Raw genomic sequence first — 16709 nt, forward strand, 5'->3', positions numbered from 1 at the left:
GTGTCGAGACGGGTCCAACCATGATAAGTGAAACCGCCCGCTCGCGCCCGTCCCGTTAGTCTTTAGCCCACCGCCGTCGAAGCGCGCCCAATGACTGCGCAAGCGCTCGAACAGCGCGAACTCGCGGTCGTCATCGGGTTGGAAGTCCACGTGCAACTCGAGACGTCCACGAAGATTTTCTGTGGCTGTTCGACTGAGCCTGCCGAAGACGAGGAGCCGAACACCCGCGTGTGCCCGGTCTGTCTCGGGCTACCCGGCGCGCTCCCGGTACTCAACGAGTCGGCTGTCGAGTCGGCGGTCAAAATCGGGAAGGCGCTCGACGCCACCGTCGCCGAAGACACCCGGTTCCACCGGAAGAACTACTACTACCCCGACCTGCCCAAGAACTTCCAGATTACCCAGTACGACGCACCAATCTGCGCCGACGGAACGCTGGAAGTGTCCGTCGAAGGGAAACGCCGTGACATCGGCATCACCCGTGCCCACCTCGAAGAGGACCCCGGGAGCCTCCAGCACAAAGGTGGCAGCATCGACACCGCGGACTACACGCTCGTCAACTACAACCGCGCCGGCACGCCGCTGATGGAAATCGTCACGGAACCCGACTTCCGAAGTCCGCAAGAGACCCGCGCGTTCCTCGCCAAACTCGAAGAGGTGCTCGAATACCTCGGTGTCTTCGACGCCACTCGCGACGGGTCGCTCCGTATCGACGCCAACATCTCGCTCGTCCCGGCCGACGAAGTCGACGACGACGGCACGATTTCGGACGAGGCGCTCGAAGCCGCGAACCGGACCGAGGTCAAGAACATCTCCAGCCACAAGGGCGCAGAGAAGGCTCTCGCGTACGAGGTCACTCGGCAGAAGAACGCCATCAAGCGCGGGCGTGCCATCGAACAGGAGACGCGCCACTGGGACGAGTCCCGCGGCATCACCGTCTCGATGCGGTCGAAGGAAGAAGAGAAAGACTACCGCTACTTCCAAGAGGCCGACCTCCCGCCACTGCAGGTCGCCCACTGGAAAGAAGAGATTCCGATTCCGGAACTGCCGGACGCCCGCCGCGAGCGTTTCCAGAGCGAGTACGGACTGGACGAAGAGTCCGCATCGAAACTCACCTCCACGAAGGAAGTCGCCGACTTCTTCGAGGACGTCGCCGCCGAGTTCGACGCCGACCTCGCCGCGACGTGGGTCGCCGACAACCTGCTGGGCGAACTCAACTACCGTGACATGCTCATCACCGACGTGTCGGACCGACTCGACGAGTTTACGCGCCTCGTCGAACTCGTGAACGCAGACGAGGTGACGACGAAGAACGCCGAGGAAATCGTCCTCCGCAAGATGCTCGACGAGGGAACGGACCCCGACACCATCGTCGACGATGAGGGCCTCGGCAAGGCCGACGACGACGAAATCGGCGGGTTCGTGCAGGACGCTATCGACGAGAACCCCGACGCTGTCTCTGACTACCACGACGGCGAGGGCGGTGCGCTGAACTTCCTCGTCGGACAGGTCATGCAGAAGTCCAAGGGGAGCGCCGACCCCGGCACCGTGAATCAACTGCTCCGCGAGAAACTCGACGAGTAACGACGCTCGTCACGCGACGGGCCGCGTCACTGATTTTCGTTTCGACCGGTCCGCCGCGGTTACGCCGTCTTGTGACGGACGTACTGCTCGAACGAGACGAACTCGGTCGACCCACACGCGGCGCACTCGTCGGGGGCGCTGTAGTGATACGTTCCGTCTCTGTGCTCGACAGTCCCCGCATACACGACGTGGCATCCATCACAGACGAACCGTTCGGGCAGTTCTGGGGTGTGCGACATAGGTCTCTATTGTATCTCCACCCACATGATACTAGGTTGCCAGTAATCCTCGCCACGCCACCGCAATCGCACGTCAGTCGCGTTCGAGCAACACCACCGCACCGTAGACGACGCCAAAGAACGACAACATCGCTTCTGCTTTCGGGTTCGACGCGGTTCCTTTCGACCCGGATTGATAGACCACGTAGTACGTACCGTCGAGTTCGAACACCCGGCCTTCGCCCTCGTCGGCCCAGAGTGGTTCGTCCGTCTGTATCTGCTCTGTCCGAATCGCTCGTTCAGCGGCAGGATTCGGATAGGTAGAGAGCGACTGGGCGACGTCGTCGAGGGCAGTCGCCGCCGATACGCGTTCCGTCGAGAGGACGAAATGCCCATCCTCCCACGCCGAGTTGTACGCGTAGACCCGTCCGTCACTGTACGCGAGGTACTGTTCCTCGGTCGCGAGGTACCCCGACGTACTCGATACGATAGTCGGGTGGTCGACTTCCACGCTCTCGTTCAACGTCAGTGCTTCCAGCGTGCAGTACCGCGTGTCTGTCATCCCGAACGAGCAGTCGAACCCGTCGATTCCGTGGTGCATCTCGAATACCGCACCCTCGTCGGCGACCACCAGACGGTTCTCTTCGACCGTTATCTCGGCCGACTCGTAGACGTAGTCGGTGCCGGTTACCTCGAGCGCCGGCCCCCAGAACGGATTCGTGACGAGGAGGAGACCGAGGAGGATGCGGCGTGTGCGTGGGGAGGGCAGTCGCATATTCACTCGCCACACTGTGACCGAAAAGTCGTTTCGGCTGTCAGTTCGGTGCCGGCGGGCCGTTCTCGACCCCTCGCCCACGACTCTCAGTCGTCGCCCGCCGTCGGTGCGGGTTCGTGGTCCAAGACACCCTCGCGCCACGTCCCCGCACGGAACCACGCGACTGCGACGACGAACGAGGCGACAGCGCCGACGACGTACGCCCACCAGAGGCCTTCGACACCCCACCCGAGACTGGAGATGGGTCCGACGAGGGGAACGCTCACCGTCCACGTGAACGCGGCGACGATTGCGACTGGGACGCGGAAAATCCACCGCGAGAGGAACGACAGGGCCATCGAGGCTTTCGTGATGCCAGCGCCGCGGAACGCGCCCTGAATGACCATGACGCCGCCGAAGAACGCCCACGACGGCGCGATGATGCGGAGGAACGTGACCCCCTCGTCGATGACGGCCTGCTCGTCGATGAACAGGCGCATCGCTTCGTCGGGGAGCGCGACGACGAGGCCCGCGGCGGCAAAGAGCAGGCCCATCGTCGCCGCCATCGCCGTCCACGTGACTGAGGCGGCCCTGTCGGGCGTTCTGGCACCGAGGTTCTGGCCGACGCCTGTCGCCGTCGCCTGACCGACGGCCCCCGAGACAGTCCACGAGACGGACATCAGGCGAACGCCGATACCGTAAGCGGCAGTGGGAATCGGGCCGAAGCGGGCGACGAACCCGGCCATCACGACGGCCGAGAAACTCCGTGCCCACCCATCGAGCGTCGCTGGAGAGCCGATATCGACGAGTTTCTTCAGGCGTTCCGGGTCGGGCCGCAAGTCGGCGACGTGGAGTTTGACCCCCCAGTCGCCGCGGAGGAGGATGTAGACGCCGACGGCCGTCGCGAACAGGCGAGCGACGAATGTCGCGATGGCCGCACCGCGGGTGCCCATGCCGGCAATCGTGAGGTCGACTCCGAAGACGGAAACTGGCCCCGTCCCGAGGATAAGAATCGGGTCGAGGACGACGTTCAACCCCGCGGAGACGACCATCAACCACATCGCCGTCTTGGTGTCGCCTGCGCCCTGCAACGCTGCGCGGAACGCGAAGAAGAGGAACGTGAGTGGGAGCGAGAGGAAGATGACCTCGATGTAGGCGAGCGCTTCCGTGTAGACGGCACCCTGCGCGCCGATGAGTTCGAGCAGCGGATGTCGAAAGAGGAAGCCAGCGGCGGCGAGAGTCACGGAGACGGCAATCGTCAGCAGAATCGTCTGGCCGACGACGTGGTCGGCTTCTCTGTCCTCGCCGGCACCGACGTGCTGTGAGACGAGGGCAATCGTCGCCGCGGTGATTCCCATCGCAGTCGAGACGAACATCCAACTCATGGGGAACATGAGTGAGACGGCGGCGACGGCGTCCGCGCCGACGCGTCCGACCCAGAACACGTCCGCGAGGTTGTAGAGTGTCTGGAGCAGGTTGCCGGCGACGAGGGGCCACGAGAGGGCGAACAGTTTGGGGGCGATAGCCCCATCTGTCATATCTATTCGCGATTCACTCGACACGTTCGTCGGGTTAGTGTGCGTCGCGTTAAGAATGTGGGTCGCGGAACGTCTCGGCCGCCCAGACCGACGTGAACGACCGTATCATTCACCTCTCGCGCGCGATGCGCGCACCCACTCGTACACCCATATACGCGCGCGTTGAGGCCTCTAACCATCGAATTCGGCACGAAAGGTTTAGAACCTCCCCCGTCATATCGCCGCGCAATGAGTCGTGGCCCCGACCTCATCATCACGGAGAAGGACAACGCCGCGAGACGTATCGCCGACATCTTGAGCGGCGAGACGGCCTCCGCAGAGCGAATGAACGGCGTGAACGTCTACAAGTGGGGCGGCAAGCGCTGTATCGGCCTCTCAGGTCACGTCGTCGGTGTCGACTTCCCTCCGGAGTACAACGACTGGCGTGACGTCGAACCGGTCGAACTCATCAGCGCTCCCGTCGAAAAACACCCCACGCAGGAGAACATCGTCGCCGCCCTCCGCCGACTCGCCCGCCGCGCCGGCAGTGTCACCATCGCCACAGACTACGACCGCGAAGGTGAACTCATCGGCAAGGAAGCGTACGAACTCGTCCGCGAGGTGAACGAAGACGTACCCGTCGACCGGGTTCGGTTCTCTTCCATCACGAAACGCGAAGTGACGGAGGCGTTCGAGAACCCCGACGACCTGGACTTCGACCTCGCCGCCGCCGGCGAAGCACGACAGATTATCGACCTCGTGTGGGGGGCCGCCCTCACGCGATTCCTCTCACTCTCGGCCCGGCAACTCGGCAACGACTTCATCTCCGTCGGCCGGGTGCAGGGGCCGACGCTGAAACTCATCGTCGACCGCGAACGCGAAATCGAGGCGTTCGACCCCGAGGACTACTGGGAACTGTTCACCAACCTGACGAAGGACGCCGACGGGGCCGCCGAATCCTTCGAGGCCCAGTACTTCTACCTCGACGAGGACGGAACCGAAGCGGAACGTGTCTGGGACGAAGCGGCCGCAGAGGAGGCCTATCAGACCCTCCTCGGCGTCGACGCCGCCGAGGTCACGTCCGTCAAGCGACGGACTCGCACGGACAAACCACCCGCGCCGTTCAATACGACGCAGTTCATCCGCGCCGCCGGGTCGATTGGCTACTCCGCCCAGCGAGCGATGAGTATCGCTGAAGACCTCTACACGGCAGGGTACATCACCTACCCACGTACGGACAACACCGTCTACCCGGACGACTTGGACCCGCGCGAACTCCTCGGTGCGTTCGAGGGTGACCGCCGCTTCAAGGAAGACGCCGAGTCCCTCCTCGAACAAGAGGAGATAGAACCGACCGAGGGCGACAACGAGACGACCGACCACCCGCCGATTCATCCGACTGGGGAACTCCCCTCCGCGTCGGACCTCTCGGACGACGAGTGGGACGTGTACGAACTCGTCGTCCGTCGGTTCTTCGCAACCGTCGCAGAAGACGCCGTGTGGGAACACCTCCGCGTCGTCGCCGAGGCCGCCGGTCTCTCGATGAAGGCGAACGGCAAACGCCTCCTCGAAGCGGGGTACCACGAGGTCTACCCGTACTTCAACTCCACCGAATCGTTCGTCCCCGACGTGGAAGAAGGCGAATCGCTCGCCGTCACCGACACACACCTCGACGCCAAGCAGACCCAACCGCCGCGTCGCTACGGGCAGTCGCGTCTCATCGAGACGATGGAGCAGATGGGCATCGGGACGAAAGCGACCCGCCACGACGTGATTCAGAAACTCTACGACCGCGGCTATATCGAGAGCGACCCGCCGCGTCCGACCCGCCTCGCGCGGGCCGTCGTGGAGGCGTCCGAAGACTTCGCGAAACTCATCGTGAGCGAGGAGATGACCTCCCAACTCGAATCCGACATGATGGCTATCGCCCGCGGCGAGGCCACGCTGGAGGACGTCACCGACGAGTCCAAGGAGATTCTTCAGGACGTGTTCGAGGGGCTGATGGAGTCCCGAGAAGAACTCGGAAAGCAACTCCAAGACTCGCTGAAGGCCGACAAGACGGTCGGCCCGTGCCCCGACTGCGGCGGTGACCTCGTCGTCCGCAAGAGTCGCCGTGGGTCGTACTTCATCGGGTGTGACTCCTATCCCGACTGTACGTACACCCTCCCCCTCCCGTCGACGGGGAAACCGCTCATCATGGAAGAGACGTGTGACGAACACGACCTGCACCACATCAAGATGCTCGCCGGGCGCAAGACGTTCGTCCACGGATGTCCGCTCTGCAAGGCCGAAGAGGCAGACGAGGAAGACGACTTGGTCATCGGCGCGTGCCCCGAGTGCGGTGAAGAACACGGGGGAGAACTCGCTATCAAGCGCCTCCGTTCCGGGTCTCGCCTCGTCGGGTGTACTCGCTACCCCGACTGCGACTACTCGCTTCCACTCCCGCGGCGGGGGGACATCGAAGTGACCGACGACTCGTGTGACGAACACGACCTACCGGAACTTCGCATCACCTACGACGGTGACCGCGAACCGTGGGAACTCGGCTGCCCCATCTGTAACTTCCGTGAGTACCAGGCCCAGCAGAACGGCGAAGGCGGGTCGGAGTTAGAGAGCATCAAGGGCATCGGTGCGAAGACCGCCGAGAAGTTGAAAGACGCCGGTATCGAGGACGTGAAGACGCTGAAGGCGGCCGAACCGGACGATATCGCCGCGAAAGTCGAGGGTATCGGTGCCGACACGGTCCGAAAGTGGCAGTCTGCCGCTGACTAATTACAGTTCGATAGCACCGCTCACACGGCGATACATGTCGTCTCTGACACTGCGCGCCCAAAACTTCCGCACGCTTTTTAGGCCCCCTCCGGCATAGAGCGACCAATGAGCTATCCGTGGGAAGACTGGGACCACATCACCAAAATCGACCCAGACAAGGACCTGGTGGACGGCGAGACGTTCGAAGACGTGTGTGAGACGGGCACCGACGCCCTCGAAATCGGGGGCACGCTCGATATCACCGAAGAGAAGATGGAACGCGTCATCGAGGCGACGGCGAAGTACGACGTGCCCATCTATCAGGAACCGTCGAACCCCGGCGTCGTCATCGACGACGACCGGCTAGACGGCTACCTCATCCCGACGGTGTTCAACGCGAGCGACTCGTTCTGGATTACCGGCGCGCACAAAGAGTGGGTCCGCATCGAAGACGGTCTCGACTGGGACCGTACCCACACCGAGGCGTACATCGTGATGAACCCCGACTCGTCGGTCGCCGAGTACACCGAGGCAGACACGGACCAGTCGGCCGAAGACGTGGCCTCGTTCGCCCGCGTCGCCGAGAAGATGTTCGGCCAGAAGATAATCTACGTCGAATACTCCGGCACCTACGGCGACCCCGAGAAGGTGGCCGCGGCCCACGACGCACTCGACGAGTCGACGCTGTTCTACGGCGGCGGCATCCACGACTACGACTCTGCCTACGAGATGGGCCAGCACTCCGACGTCGTCATCGTCGGCAACCTTCTGCACGACAAAGGCGTCGACGCGGTCCGTGAGACGGTCGAAGGCGCGAAAGACGCGTCTGCGGAACTCGTCGACGCAGAGTAACCCGGCGGGACGGCGGCGAACTGACCGCACACTCTTCTGTTTACGCCGACCCGACCGCGTCTCTCTCCGGTTCGTGAGTCGGCCGAAGTGCACGCTTCGAGACGACGTTCGTCCCACGACCGAGGAGCGTCGCGGCCGCGACGAGCGTCACGAACGACACGCCCGCCGTGAGTACGACGCCGACGAGAGGGACCGTCCCGACGAGGAACCCGAGCAGTCGACCGCCGAAGACGACGAGCGCCGACGCGGACACGACCGAGAAAAACGCTCGGTCACCGACGAGCGCACGGGTCACGGGGACGGCGGCGACGAGAGACTGCTCACGGGCGAGCGCAACCGTCGCAGCGGCACCGATGTACGTCCCAGCGAGTGCGGCGAGTCCCGCGACGACGAGACCGGCCACGTCAAACGCAGAGAATCCCAGATACTGGAGTGTTCGCGGGTCGGCGACAGCGGCGAACACCGTGAGCGGTGTGGACGACGAACCGAGGACTGCGCCAGCGATGGCGATTGCTGGCAATTGGAGCACGACGAGAACGACCGAGAGGCGTATCCCCTCGACACCCATGCCGAGAACGCCGTCGAACGTCGAGAGCGTGGCCTCGTCGCGACTGCCGGCGCGGACGAGTCTGGCGACGTAGCCAGCGAGGAGAACGCCGGCCAGCGGCGTCGTGAACGATGCGAGTGTTACGAGGACGCCGATGGCGACGCTATCGAACGAGGTGTCCGCAGCGAACGGGAGTGCGACGGCGGTTTCGAGGTCTGACAGGTCCATGTTCGAGGCGGAGTGGTCCCGGTTTCGTATATAAACCTCCGCAGGCGGGTGGCTACTCTTCTTCAGTCGGTTCACCTTCGGTCGATTCATCCTCAGTCGGTTCCCCGTCCCAGTAGCCGACTGCGGCGTCGCGCGGGAAGTAGTCGTGGAGCGTTCGCTGGTCTTTGTCGCCGCCGGGTGCGGCACCGCAGAAGACACCGACTTTGTCCGAGTCGGGGTAGACGGTCACGTCGGGGTGGTTCATCGTCGAGAGGGCGAGGTACCGAAGCGGTTCGTCGCCGTCGTTCTCCACCTGCCGGACGTACTCCGCTCCCGCTGGCAGGGCGACGTACGCCCCCGGTTCGAGCGCGAGGGTAGATGCGCCTTCGCGGGTGTGGAGCGTCCCCGACCCGGAGAGGACGTACACTGCCTCTTCGTTTCCTTCGTGATAGTGTGTCGGCCACGGGCGCTTGCCCGGCGGGACTTCGTAGAGCGAACACCCGATGTCGCGCCCGCCTGCCGCCGCGCCGAGTTGTTTCCGTCGGAAGGCGAACCGGGTGCCGCGTTCGGTCTCGCGCCAGTCGAGGTCCTGTTCGCAGACGGCAATCGGGGTGTTCGGTGTCTCGTCTGCGGGCGACGTCGTATCGGGTCCCATAGTCTGACTGACACACTGCTCGACAAAGTAACATGGTACCGAGTACCTCGCGGAGTCGAAACGACCGTATTTATCACGCGCGGTCCGGAATCACGTCGTATGCGAAACCGAACGTACACGGCCGACGCCGAGCCTGGCGACACGGTCACCGTCGCCGGCTGGGTACACGAGATTCGTGACCTCGGCGGCATCGCGTTCCTGATTCTCCGGGACACCACCGGCAAGATTCAGGTCAAATTCGAGAAGGACGAGATGGACGACGAACTCGTCGAGACGGGCCTCGGTGTCCACCGCGAGAGCGTCATCACCGTCACCGGTGACGTCGCAGAAGAACCCCGCGCACCGACGGGCGTCGAAGTCACACCCGAGAGCCTCGACGTCGTCGCGGAAGCCGAAGCGCAACTCCCCCTCGACCCCTCCGGGAAGGTCGACGCCGAACTCTCGACGCGCCTCGACAACCGCACGCTCGACCTGCGCAAGGACGAAGTGAAGGCCATCTTCGAGATTCGCGCCGAGGTCCAGCGCGCCGTCCGCGAGAAGTTCCGCGACCTCCGCGCTACCGAAATCAATACGCCGAAAATCGTCGCCACCGGGACCGAAGGCGGCACCGAACTCTTCCCCATCACGTACTTCGGCAAAGAGGCGTTCATGAACCAGTCGCCCCAGCTCTTCAAGCAGCTGATGGTCGGCTCTGGTCTCGAACGCGTCTTCGAAGTCGGCCCAATCTTCCGCGCAGAAGAACACAACACGCCGCGCCACCTCAACGAGGCGACCTCCATCGACTTCGAGTCGGCATTCATCGACCACACCGAAGCGATGGACGTGTGTGAGGCAGTCGTCAAGGCCGCCTACGAGGCTGTCGAAGAGAACTGCCAGGACGAACTCGAAGCGCTCGACCTCGCCGAGGAGTTCGAAGCGCCGTCCGGCGAGTTCCCGCGTCTCACCTACGAGGAGGCCATCCAGCGCATCAACGCGACGGGTGAACTCGACGAGCAACTCGTCTGGGGCGACGACCTGCCCACGGAAGGTGAGAAGGCGCTCGGCGACGACGTCGGCGAGCACTACTTCATCACCGACTGGCCGAGCGAAATCAAGCCGTTCTACATCAAGGACCACGACGACGACGAGACCCTCTCGACGGGCTTCGACATGATGCACCCGAACATGGAACTCGTCTCCGGTGGCCAGCGTGAACACCGCTACGACCACCTCGTCGCTGGCTTCGAACAGCAGGGCCTCGACCCCGACGCGTTCGAATACTACACGAAGATGTTCAAGTACGGCATGCCCCCGCACGCAGGCTTCGGCCTCGGCGGCGAGCGTCTCATCATGACGATGCTCGGACTGGAGAACATCCGCGAGGCCGTTCTGTTCCCGCGTGATCGCCAACGTCTGAGCCCTTAAGGGCGAAGACTTGGAGAGCCAGCGAGACGAACGAAGTGAGTCTCGCCGGACCGGCAGCGCCTGTCGCCGTAGGTGACGGCGCAACGCGAGCGTGGGAGCAGCGAGCAAATCTCTGATTTGCGAGTGGGTTCCCGCGAGACCGCCAGCGTCTCTCCGTAGAGACGCTCCGGGCGAGCGAGTGCTCGTCGGACGAACGACGTGAGTCCGACGGTGTTCCCGCGAGACAGACAACGCCTGAGTCCGTAGGCGACCGAAAATCAGTCTCGACTATTCTTTCGCAGCCTCGTCGATGAGGCGGTAGGCTGTCTCTCGAAGTTCGCCAGTCATGTGCAGACCGTGTGAGTCGATTCGGCGGATGAGGTCTTTGGCCTCACTCGGGGGCAGTCCTTCGTGGACGGCACGAACGACGACTCCGACAGTACCGGTGACAGTCGCACCAAGTCCTTCAGCGACAGTTCGGACACGCCGGTCGTCGGAGACGATGGCAATCGATTGGTCATGTTCGCGCCATCTGAGAACCTGCGCAATGAGCGCCACACCACCGTTTATCTCTTCTTCGTCGAGAATTTCTTTTGCCTTCGAATGTTCCGCTCGTACTCCATCTCTCGAACGACGGGCACCCTCGTGCTTTAGTAGAGAGTGGAGATTGGTTGCCGCAGGTTCCGTGGTTATCTCGTGGTATACCTCAAGTTCCACAACCACGTCACCGTCGAAGTTTAGCAACAACTCCAACTCCCCAACCGTCCCCAACGCTATCAGCGTCGACGCGTCCACGTAGATATCCATCTACAAGTCGAGTGCTGCGTCCGCCTCACGTTCTATTTCATCGGGCGACAACTGCGAGGTGAGGTTTCTGTCTCGGGCGATTTCGAACCACTCTCCCAAACTCACGCCCGCCAGACGGGCCGCTTGATTGAGCGAAACGTCCCCAGATTGGTATCGCTCGATAGCGACGCGAACCCGCAGTTCGCGGAGACCCTCTCCGAGCGCTTTCCGTATCACTGTACTCCGGTCTTCGCCTAGCAGTTCAGCCACGTCCTCCAGTTCATCTCGTTCGTCGTCGGGGATTCGAGCACTGATAGACGGCATCTGTATACATTGTATTACTGCGTATTCGTATTTGAACCTACGCACTGTCAGCGAAACAGTCGTTACCCCTCCGCCGAGTGACTACTGTATGAGTGAACGTGGTCGCCGGAGAGACCGAGACGAGCGACCGATGAATATCGTCGACGACGAAGACGACGAAGGAACCCCACTCGAACAAATCGTCGCCGGTGTCGTCATGGCCCTCACCTTCCTCGTCGGGTTCGGTCTCCTCGCACTCGGGAATCCATTTTTCTGGATTGCATTTCCCGTCGGTTTCGCCGGCGTCCTCCCGGCCGCTATCGGTCTCGTGAGGCTCTACGAGTCACGTCAGACCGAGGAAGCGGACGAAGCACAGTCAGGGACAGAAGACGCGTTGGCGACGCTTCGGCGACGCTACGCGAACGGGGAACTCACAGAAGAAGAGTTCGAAGAGAAGGTCGAGCGCCTGTTGGAGACCGAGACGGTCGCAGACGCCCGTAACGCGGTTTCGGCGCGTCGGATGCGCGAACCCGAACCCGACGTGGAGTCAGAACAGAACTGAACTGAGGTGACAGCGGAGGCGTCCGAGCGAGACGAAACGCAACACCGTTAACCGACCCCCGTCGTAGGAAGACCGATGAGCGACGACGCGACGGCTTTCGTCCCCGGTCACATTACGGGTTTCTTCAGCGCCCATCCCGACGACGACCCGGCAGTCGCAGGGTCGCGCGGCGCAGGTGTGACGCTCTCTGACGGCGTCACCGTCACCGTCGAACCGGCGGACAAATCGGTCGTCACCCTCGACGGCGAGGCTGTCGAGATGCCACCTGTCACCGACGTATTGGGTGCCCTCGGCGTGACCGCCGTGGTTCGCGCCGATAGCGAGTTACCCCTCGGTGCGGGGTTCGGCGTCTCAGGGGCGATGGCGCTCGGGTCGGCACTCGCGGCAAATGCCGTCTTCGAGTGTGGGCGGTCTGAGAACGAACTCGTCACGCTCGCCCACGAAGCGGAAGTCCGCGCAGGGACGGGACTCGGAGACGTCGTCGCACAGGCCCGCGGCGGCATGCCCATCCGTGTCGACCCCGGCGCACCGGGCCACGGTCGAATGGACGGTATCCCCGCGCGACCACACATCGAGTACGTCGCCTTCGGTGGCCTCTCGACAGCAGACGTGCTCGCAGGCGATACGACCACACTCACCGCCGCGGGCGAGACGGCACTCGACGCACTCCTCGAAGAACCGACCGTGGGACGCTTCCTCAGCGAATCCCGACGGTTCGCACGCGACGCGAATCTACTCACCGACCGTGTCGAGACAGCAATCGACGACGTGCGAGACGCCGACGGCGACGCGTCGATGGCGATGCTCGGTGAGACAGTCTTCGCCGTTGGAACCGGTCTTTCGGACGCTGGGTACGACCCCGAGCGGTGTCGCATCCACCCTGCCGGAGCGACACTGCGGAGTGAGTGAGTAAGTGAAGGTCGATTCGCGTTCTGCGTGAGTTCTGCATCCGCGATGAGAAAACGTGTTACTCTCCGAGTGACGACCCTCCGTCAATGAGCGACATCGAGATTCCAGAGAGTCACCCCCGATACCAGTCGCTTCTCACCCGTCACCGAATCGAAGCGGGCGTCGAGAAGGGCATCACGAGCAAGCAAGGCCTCATCGCGCAGGGTCGCGGCGAGGCGTTCGACTACCTCCTCGGCGAACAGACGATTCCGAGCGCGGACGAGGCGGCGCGCGTCGCTGCCGCGTCTCTCCTTCTGGCCGACCACCCCGTCATCTCCGTCAACGGAAACGTCGCCGCACTGTGCCCGAAGGAAATTATCGAACTCGCCGACGCCGTCGACGCAGATATCGAAGTGAACCTGTTCAACCGGACCGAAGAGCGCATTCAGGCTATCGTAGAGCACCTCCGCGAGCACGGTGCCGACGAGGTGAAAGGACTGACCGCCGACGGGCGGATTCCGGGCATCGACCACGAACGCGCCAAAGTCGACGCCGACGGCATCGAGAGCGCCGACGTAGTCGTCGTCCCACTCGAAGACGGTGACCGCGCCGAGGCCCTCGGCGCGATGGGCAAGACCGAAATCGTCGTCGACCTCAACCCGATGTCGCGGTCCGCGCAGGTCGCCACCATTCCCATCGTGGACAACATCATGCGCGCCGTTCCGAACATCACGGCCCACGCGAGAGACCTGAAAGACGCCTCACGCGACGAACTCGAAGCCATCGTCGACGCGTTCGACGCAGACGAGGCACTCGCGGCGGCCGAACGGGCGATTCGAAGCGGCGACGAGTGAGGTTTCAGCCGGACGCGACCACACAAGAAGTTATTTCTGAGCGACACGAGTGGTGCCGATATGACCCGTCAGCGAATCCTCGCAGTCGCGGTGGCCATCGTCGGTTTCGCAGCCATCGTCGTCGGAATTCACCAAGAGTTGCTCCACGTCGCCCCCGGATACACCGGGACGATAGAAACCGGATGGAGTGGCCCACTCAACCACGGAGAGAACCTGCTGGCACGACTCGCTGGCGTCGGTGTCGTCGGGACGCTGGCCACACTCCGGTGGAAGTACGCCGCAGTCGTTCCGTTGGGTGTCGGTGGTGTCGAAATCGGCTATTCGCTCGTGGCCGTCTTCACATACGTCCAGAGCCCGGGACTCTACACCACCGTCCAGACGTCCGGGGGGACGACACGATTTCTGCTCGGGGCTGAGCCGTTCTTGCTCGTCGCCGGCGGCCTCCTCTTGCTCGTCGCGGGCCTCGTCGGGTGGCGGACCCACGGTGAACGCGCGGAGACTCACGACTCGGCATCGAGGGCGTCTTCGCACGCGTAACGAGTCGAACCGTCAGCACCGAACGGCTACCTGTTTCATCCAAACCCACTGACCAACACCGCAAGCCACTGCGCTGGGTCGCGTCGGCGGCGAACCTCCACCGAGTCTATCCACTTCACCCACTGGAACCCGCGGCGGTTCGGGGCGACGAGACGAAGTGGTGCGCCGTGGCCGTGCGAGAGCGGTTCACCGCCGACGTGCGTGGCGAGGAGCATCTCACGAGCCTCCTCGATAGGGAACGACCACCGAAAGCCCGTCACCGACCGAACCGTGACCCACCGCGCTGACGAGTGAACATCGGCGCTGTCGAGTACGTCGCCGAGCCTGACGCCGGTCCAGTCCTGTTCTGTGTACCACCCGCTCGTGCAATCGAGCAGAACCGACTGCGTCTCCCGTGGGACCGACTGCGCCTCGTCTGGGTCGAGGGCAGAGACGCCGAGCGTGCGCGGTCGGTCGACCAACCCACTGACCGAGAGCGACCACGTCGCGGTGTCGATGGGGTCTGGGTCGTCGGCGACCCAACTCGTGACCGGAAACGCGCTGTTTCCCTCACCCGGAGGGAGCGGACGAGAACCGGTGAATCGCCGTGTCGTCCCTTGGAGCGCACCGACTGTCTCTGTCGCGCGGGACGCGACAGCGCCGAAGACGAGGAGTGCCCCGTACTGGAGCGCTCTCCGGCGTCCCTCGAAGTCGGCACGACGCGGCGTGTGGAACCGCGACCGAAGGTGAACGAGAAGAATCGGGACGACGAGGAGACCAAAGCCGATGTGGACGTTGAGGAGCGTCCAAAAGCCGAGTCGGACCTCCACGCCGCTGACCCACGCGATGCCAGTCCCCAACGCCGCGAGTGCGACGACAGCGAGGAGGACGGAGGCGGCCGTATTCCCGTCGTGGAGACGCGAGTCGACGACGCGATGGCGAACCCGATACAGTTTGAACCCGACGAGCGCCACGAGCGTCAGGCCCGCGATGCCGTGGAAGAGAAACAGTGCCCCGTTCGCGGGGTGGCCAGCGCCAAGGCTCAACACACCCGAGAGCGCCTCGAACAGTACGAGGACGAGAATAGACCAGTCGACCGCTCGCGGTGGCGGTTCGACTCGTCTGAGCGCGCGGACGAAACGGCCAGCCATGCGAACGTATAACAGTCGAACGCGGAAGTACCCGTCGCGGTGAGTCGTCGGGACCGACCCCAGAGCGCGCCGCCTCCGCCACCAAAAATTTTCTACGAATCGACACGAACCGAGGGCATGGTCAACGTCCCCGAGGCACGGGAGGTGTCCGAGCAGACGATAGCGGACATCGTCCACTCGGCGTTGCCGGGGTGGCGACTCCGGACGGCAGACCCGGCAGAGCGAGGGTTCTCTTCGGTCTATCGGGTCGTCGTCGAGCGCGATGGCTCGGAACGAGAACTGTACCTCAAGAGTTCGCCCGACGGCCAGACGTGGGGCATCCCAACCGAAGCGAGAATTCAGGCCGTCCTCACCGCACACACGTCCATTCCCGTCCCCGAGGTGCTCAGCGTCACCGACGACCACGAGTCCCACCCGACGCCGTACTTCCTCATGCGTTCGGTGCCCGGTGCAGAAGTTCCCTACGAGCGAGTCGGTCGGTTCGACGACGACGTACTCCAGCGACTCGCCCGAGAAGTAGGCGCGTACCTCGGTGAGTTACACGCCGTTCCAGCAGTCGACCGGTTCGGGCACGTCCGGTCCGACGGTCCCGAGTTGGCCTGCGGGCGACCCAGCGGAGACCCAGAAACGCTGACCGTCAGAAACCCACGGGAGGACTGGCCGAGGTATCTGCGAGAACGGGTCGACGGAGAACTCGACCGGCACGCAGAGAGCCGATTTTCGGACCTGACGCCCGAGTTAGCGCAGTGGTTCGACGCGAGAATCGAGAACCTCGACGGTCCGTTCGAGCCAGTCTTAGGCCGCAACGACCACGGGTTACACAACCTTCTCGTCGACCCCGACACGGGCGAAGTCACCGCGATGCTCGACTGGGCGTACACCCTCGCCGTCCCGGCAGCGTTCGACTTCGAGTTCGCCGTGTACCTCTTCAGTGGAGCGTTCCTCGCCGGACTCCCCGACGTTACAGACCGCCGTGCGATGGTCCGTGAGGCGATGCACGCCGGCTATCGGACGACTGCACCGGAGCGTGCCGAGGCAGTGTCGACGCACGAACCGGTCTACGAGATGCTCGCGATGGTCCGTGTCATGAACGACTTTCACCACTTGACGTTGCCGGAGGGGACCGAGACGGCGGTGGCAGAGCGAATCCGGGCAGATGCGCGGATGCTGTCGAATCGATAGCG

Annotated in this window: 17 protein-coding genes; 9 read left to right on the forward strand and 8 right to left on the reverse strand. The window is 63.5% G+C overall.

Annotated features, from left to right (window positions below):
• Nucleotides 1-90 precede the first annotated feature (90 nt).
• A complete protein-coding gene (gene gatB / locus GJR96_RS01905) occupies nucleotides 91-1581 on the forward strand; it encodes an Asp-tRNA(Asn)/Glu-tRNA(Gln) amidotransferase subunit GatB (protein ID WP_151161384.1) in 1491 nt (496 codons plus the stop codon).
• A gap of 59 nt (nucleotides 1582-1640) precedes the next feature.
• Here gatB and GJR96_RS01910 read toward each other — a convergent pair whose 3' ends face one another.
• The 3 genes from GJR96_RS01910 to GJR96_RS01920 form a co-directional block, all read right to left on the reverse strand.
• Nucleotides 1641-1820, reverse strand: a complete 180-nt coding sequence (locus tag GJR96_RS01910; RefSeq protein ID WP_151161385.1) for a hypothetical protein — start codon at nucleotides 1818-1820, stop codon at nucleotides 1641-1643.
• Nucleotides 1821-1893: 73 nt separating this feature from the next.
• Nucleotides 1894-2574 carry a hypothetical protein gene (locus GJR96_RS01915; RefSeq protein ID WP_151161386.1) on the reverse strand — a complete coding sequence of 227 codons (681 nt, stop codon included), beginning with the start codon at nucleotides 2572-2574 and terminating at the stop codon, nucleotides 1894-1896.
• A gap of 86 nt (nucleotides 2575-2660) precedes the next feature.
• Complete coding sequence (locus tag GJR96_RS01920; protein ID WP_323849390.1) at nucleotides 2661-4115, reverse strand: MATE family efflux transporter; 1455 nt, start codon at nucleotides 4113-4115, stop codon at nucleotides 2661-2663.
• A 204-nt stretch (nucleotides 4116-4319) separates the two neighbouring features.
• On the opposite strand from GJR96_RS01920, the gene GJR96_RS01925 reads away from it, so the two are divergent.
• Together GJR96_RS01925 and GJR96_RS01930 are read left to right on the forward strand one after the other, a co-directional pair.
• A complete protein-coding gene (locus GJR96_RS01925) occupies nucleotides 4320-6842 on the forward strand; it encodes a DNA topoisomerase I (protein WP_151161388.1) in 2523 nt (840 codons plus the stop codon).
• Nucleotides 6843-6947: 105 nt separating this feature from the next.
• Complete coding sequence (locus tag GJR96_RS01930) at nucleotides 6948-7673, forward strand: phosphoglycerol geranylgeranyltransferase (protein ID WP_151161389.1); 726 nt, start codon at nucleotides 6948-6950, stop codon at nucleotides 7671-7673.
• A gap of 40 nt (nucleotides 7674-7713) precedes the next feature.
• Here GJR96_RS01930 and GJR96_RS01935 read toward each other — a convergent pair whose 3' ends face one another.
• Together GJR96_RS01935 and GJR96_RS01940 are read right to left on the reverse strand one after the other, a co-directional pair.
• On the reverse strand, nucleotides 7714-8448 hold the full coding sequence (locus GJR96_RS01935; protein WP_151161390.1) for a DUF4013 domain-containing protein: 735 nt from the start codon (nucleotides 8446-8448) through the stop codon (nucleotides 7714-7716).
• Between the two features lie 52 nt (nucleotides 8449-8500).
• Nucleotides 8501-9082: a cupin domain-containing protein gene (locus GJR96_RS01940; RefSeq protein WP_151161391.1), complete on the reverse strand. Its 582-nt coding sequence runs from the start codon at nucleotides 9080-9082 to the stop codon at nucleotides 8501-8503.
• Between the two features lie 99 nt (nucleotides 9083-9181).
• Here GJR96_RS01940 and aspS point away from each other — a divergent pair, with 99 nt between their 5' ends.
• The gene (aspS, locus tag GJR96_RS01945) at nucleotides 9182-10486 is read left to right on the forward strand and encodes an aspartate--tRNA(Asn) ligase (RefSeq protein WP_151161392.1); all 1305 of its coding nucleotides are present in this window, start codon (nucleotides 9182-9184) and stop codon (nucleotides 10484-10486) included.
• A 267-nt stretch (nucleotides 10487-10753) separates the two neighbouring features.
• Here the strand turns inward: aspS and GJR96_RS01950 are convergent, their stop codons facing one another.
• Nucleotides 10754-11272 carry a hypothetical protein gene (locus GJR96_RS01950; RefSeq protein WP_151161393.1) on the reverse strand — a complete coding sequence of 173 codons (519 nt, stop codon included), beginning with the start codon at nucleotides 11270-11272 and terminating at the stop codon, nucleotides 10754-10756.
• Entirely contained in the window at nucleotides 11273-11575 is a 303-nt protein-coding gene (locus tag GJR96_RS01955; protein WP_151161394.1) for a UPF0175 family protein, read from the reverse strand. It abuts the gene before it with no gap.
• Nucleotides 11576-11663: 88 nt separating this feature from the next.
• On the opposite strand from GJR96_RS01955, the gene GJR96_RS01960 reads away from it, so the two are divergent.
• The 4 genes from GJR96_RS01960 to GJR96_RS01975 all read left to right on the forward strand — a co-directional run bounded on the left by GJR96_RS01960 (nucleotide 11664) and on the right by GJR96_RS01975 (nucleotide 14395).
• On the forward strand, nucleotides 11664-12116 hold the full coding sequence (locus tag GJR96_RS01960; RefSeq protein WP_394349472.1) for an SHOCT domain-containing protein: 453 nt from the start codon (nucleotides 11664-11666) through the stop codon (nucleotides 12114-12116).
• A gap of 75 nt (nucleotides 12117-12191) precedes the next feature.
• Nucleotides 12192-13025 (forward strand): pantoate kinase, encoded by an 834-nt coding sequence (locus tag GJR96_RS01965; protein ID WP_151161395.1) that lies wholly within the window; start codon nucleotides 12192-12194, stop codon nucleotides 13023-13025.
• Nucleotides 13026-13111: 86 nt separating this feature from the next.
• A complete protein-coding gene (locus GJR96_RS01970; protein ID WP_151161396.1) occupies nucleotides 13112-13858 on the forward strand; it encodes a 4-phosphopantoate--beta-alanine ligase in 747 nt (248 codons plus the stop codon).
• Between the two features lie 60 nt (nucleotides 13859-13918).
• A complete protein-coding gene (locus GJR96_RS01975) occupies nucleotides 13919-14395 on the forward strand; it encodes a hypothetical protein (protein ID WP_151161397.1) in 477 nt (158 codons plus the stop codon).
• Nucleotides 14396-14430: 35 nt separating this feature from the next.
• Here GJR96_RS01975 and GJR96_RS01980 read toward each other — a convergent pair whose 3' ends face one another.
• Nucleotides 14431-15525 carry a molybdopterin-dependent oxidoreductase gene (locus tag GJR96_RS01980; protein WP_151161398.1) on the reverse strand — a complete coding sequence of 365 codons (1095 nt, stop codon included), beginning with the start codon at nucleotides 15523-15525 and terminating at the stop codon, nucleotides 14431-14433.
• A 117-nt stretch (nucleotides 15526-15642) separates the two neighbouring features.
• On the opposite strand from GJR96_RS01980, the gene GJR96_RS01985 reads away from it, so the two are divergent.
• The gene (locus tag GJR96_RS01985; RefSeq protein ID WP_151161399.1) at nucleotides 15643-16707 is read left to right on the forward strand and encodes a phosphotransferase family protein; all 1065 of its coding nucleotides are present in this window, start codon (nucleotides 15643-15645) and stop codon (nucleotides 16705-16707) included.
• Nucleotides 16708-16709 lie beyond the last annotated feature (2 nt).

The sequence above is a fragment of the Haloferax litoreum genome, from assembly GCF_009674605.1.
Taxonomy (GTDB): domain Archaea; phylum Halobacteriota; class Halobacteria; order Halobacteriales; family Haloferacaceae; genus Haloferax; species Haloferax litoreum.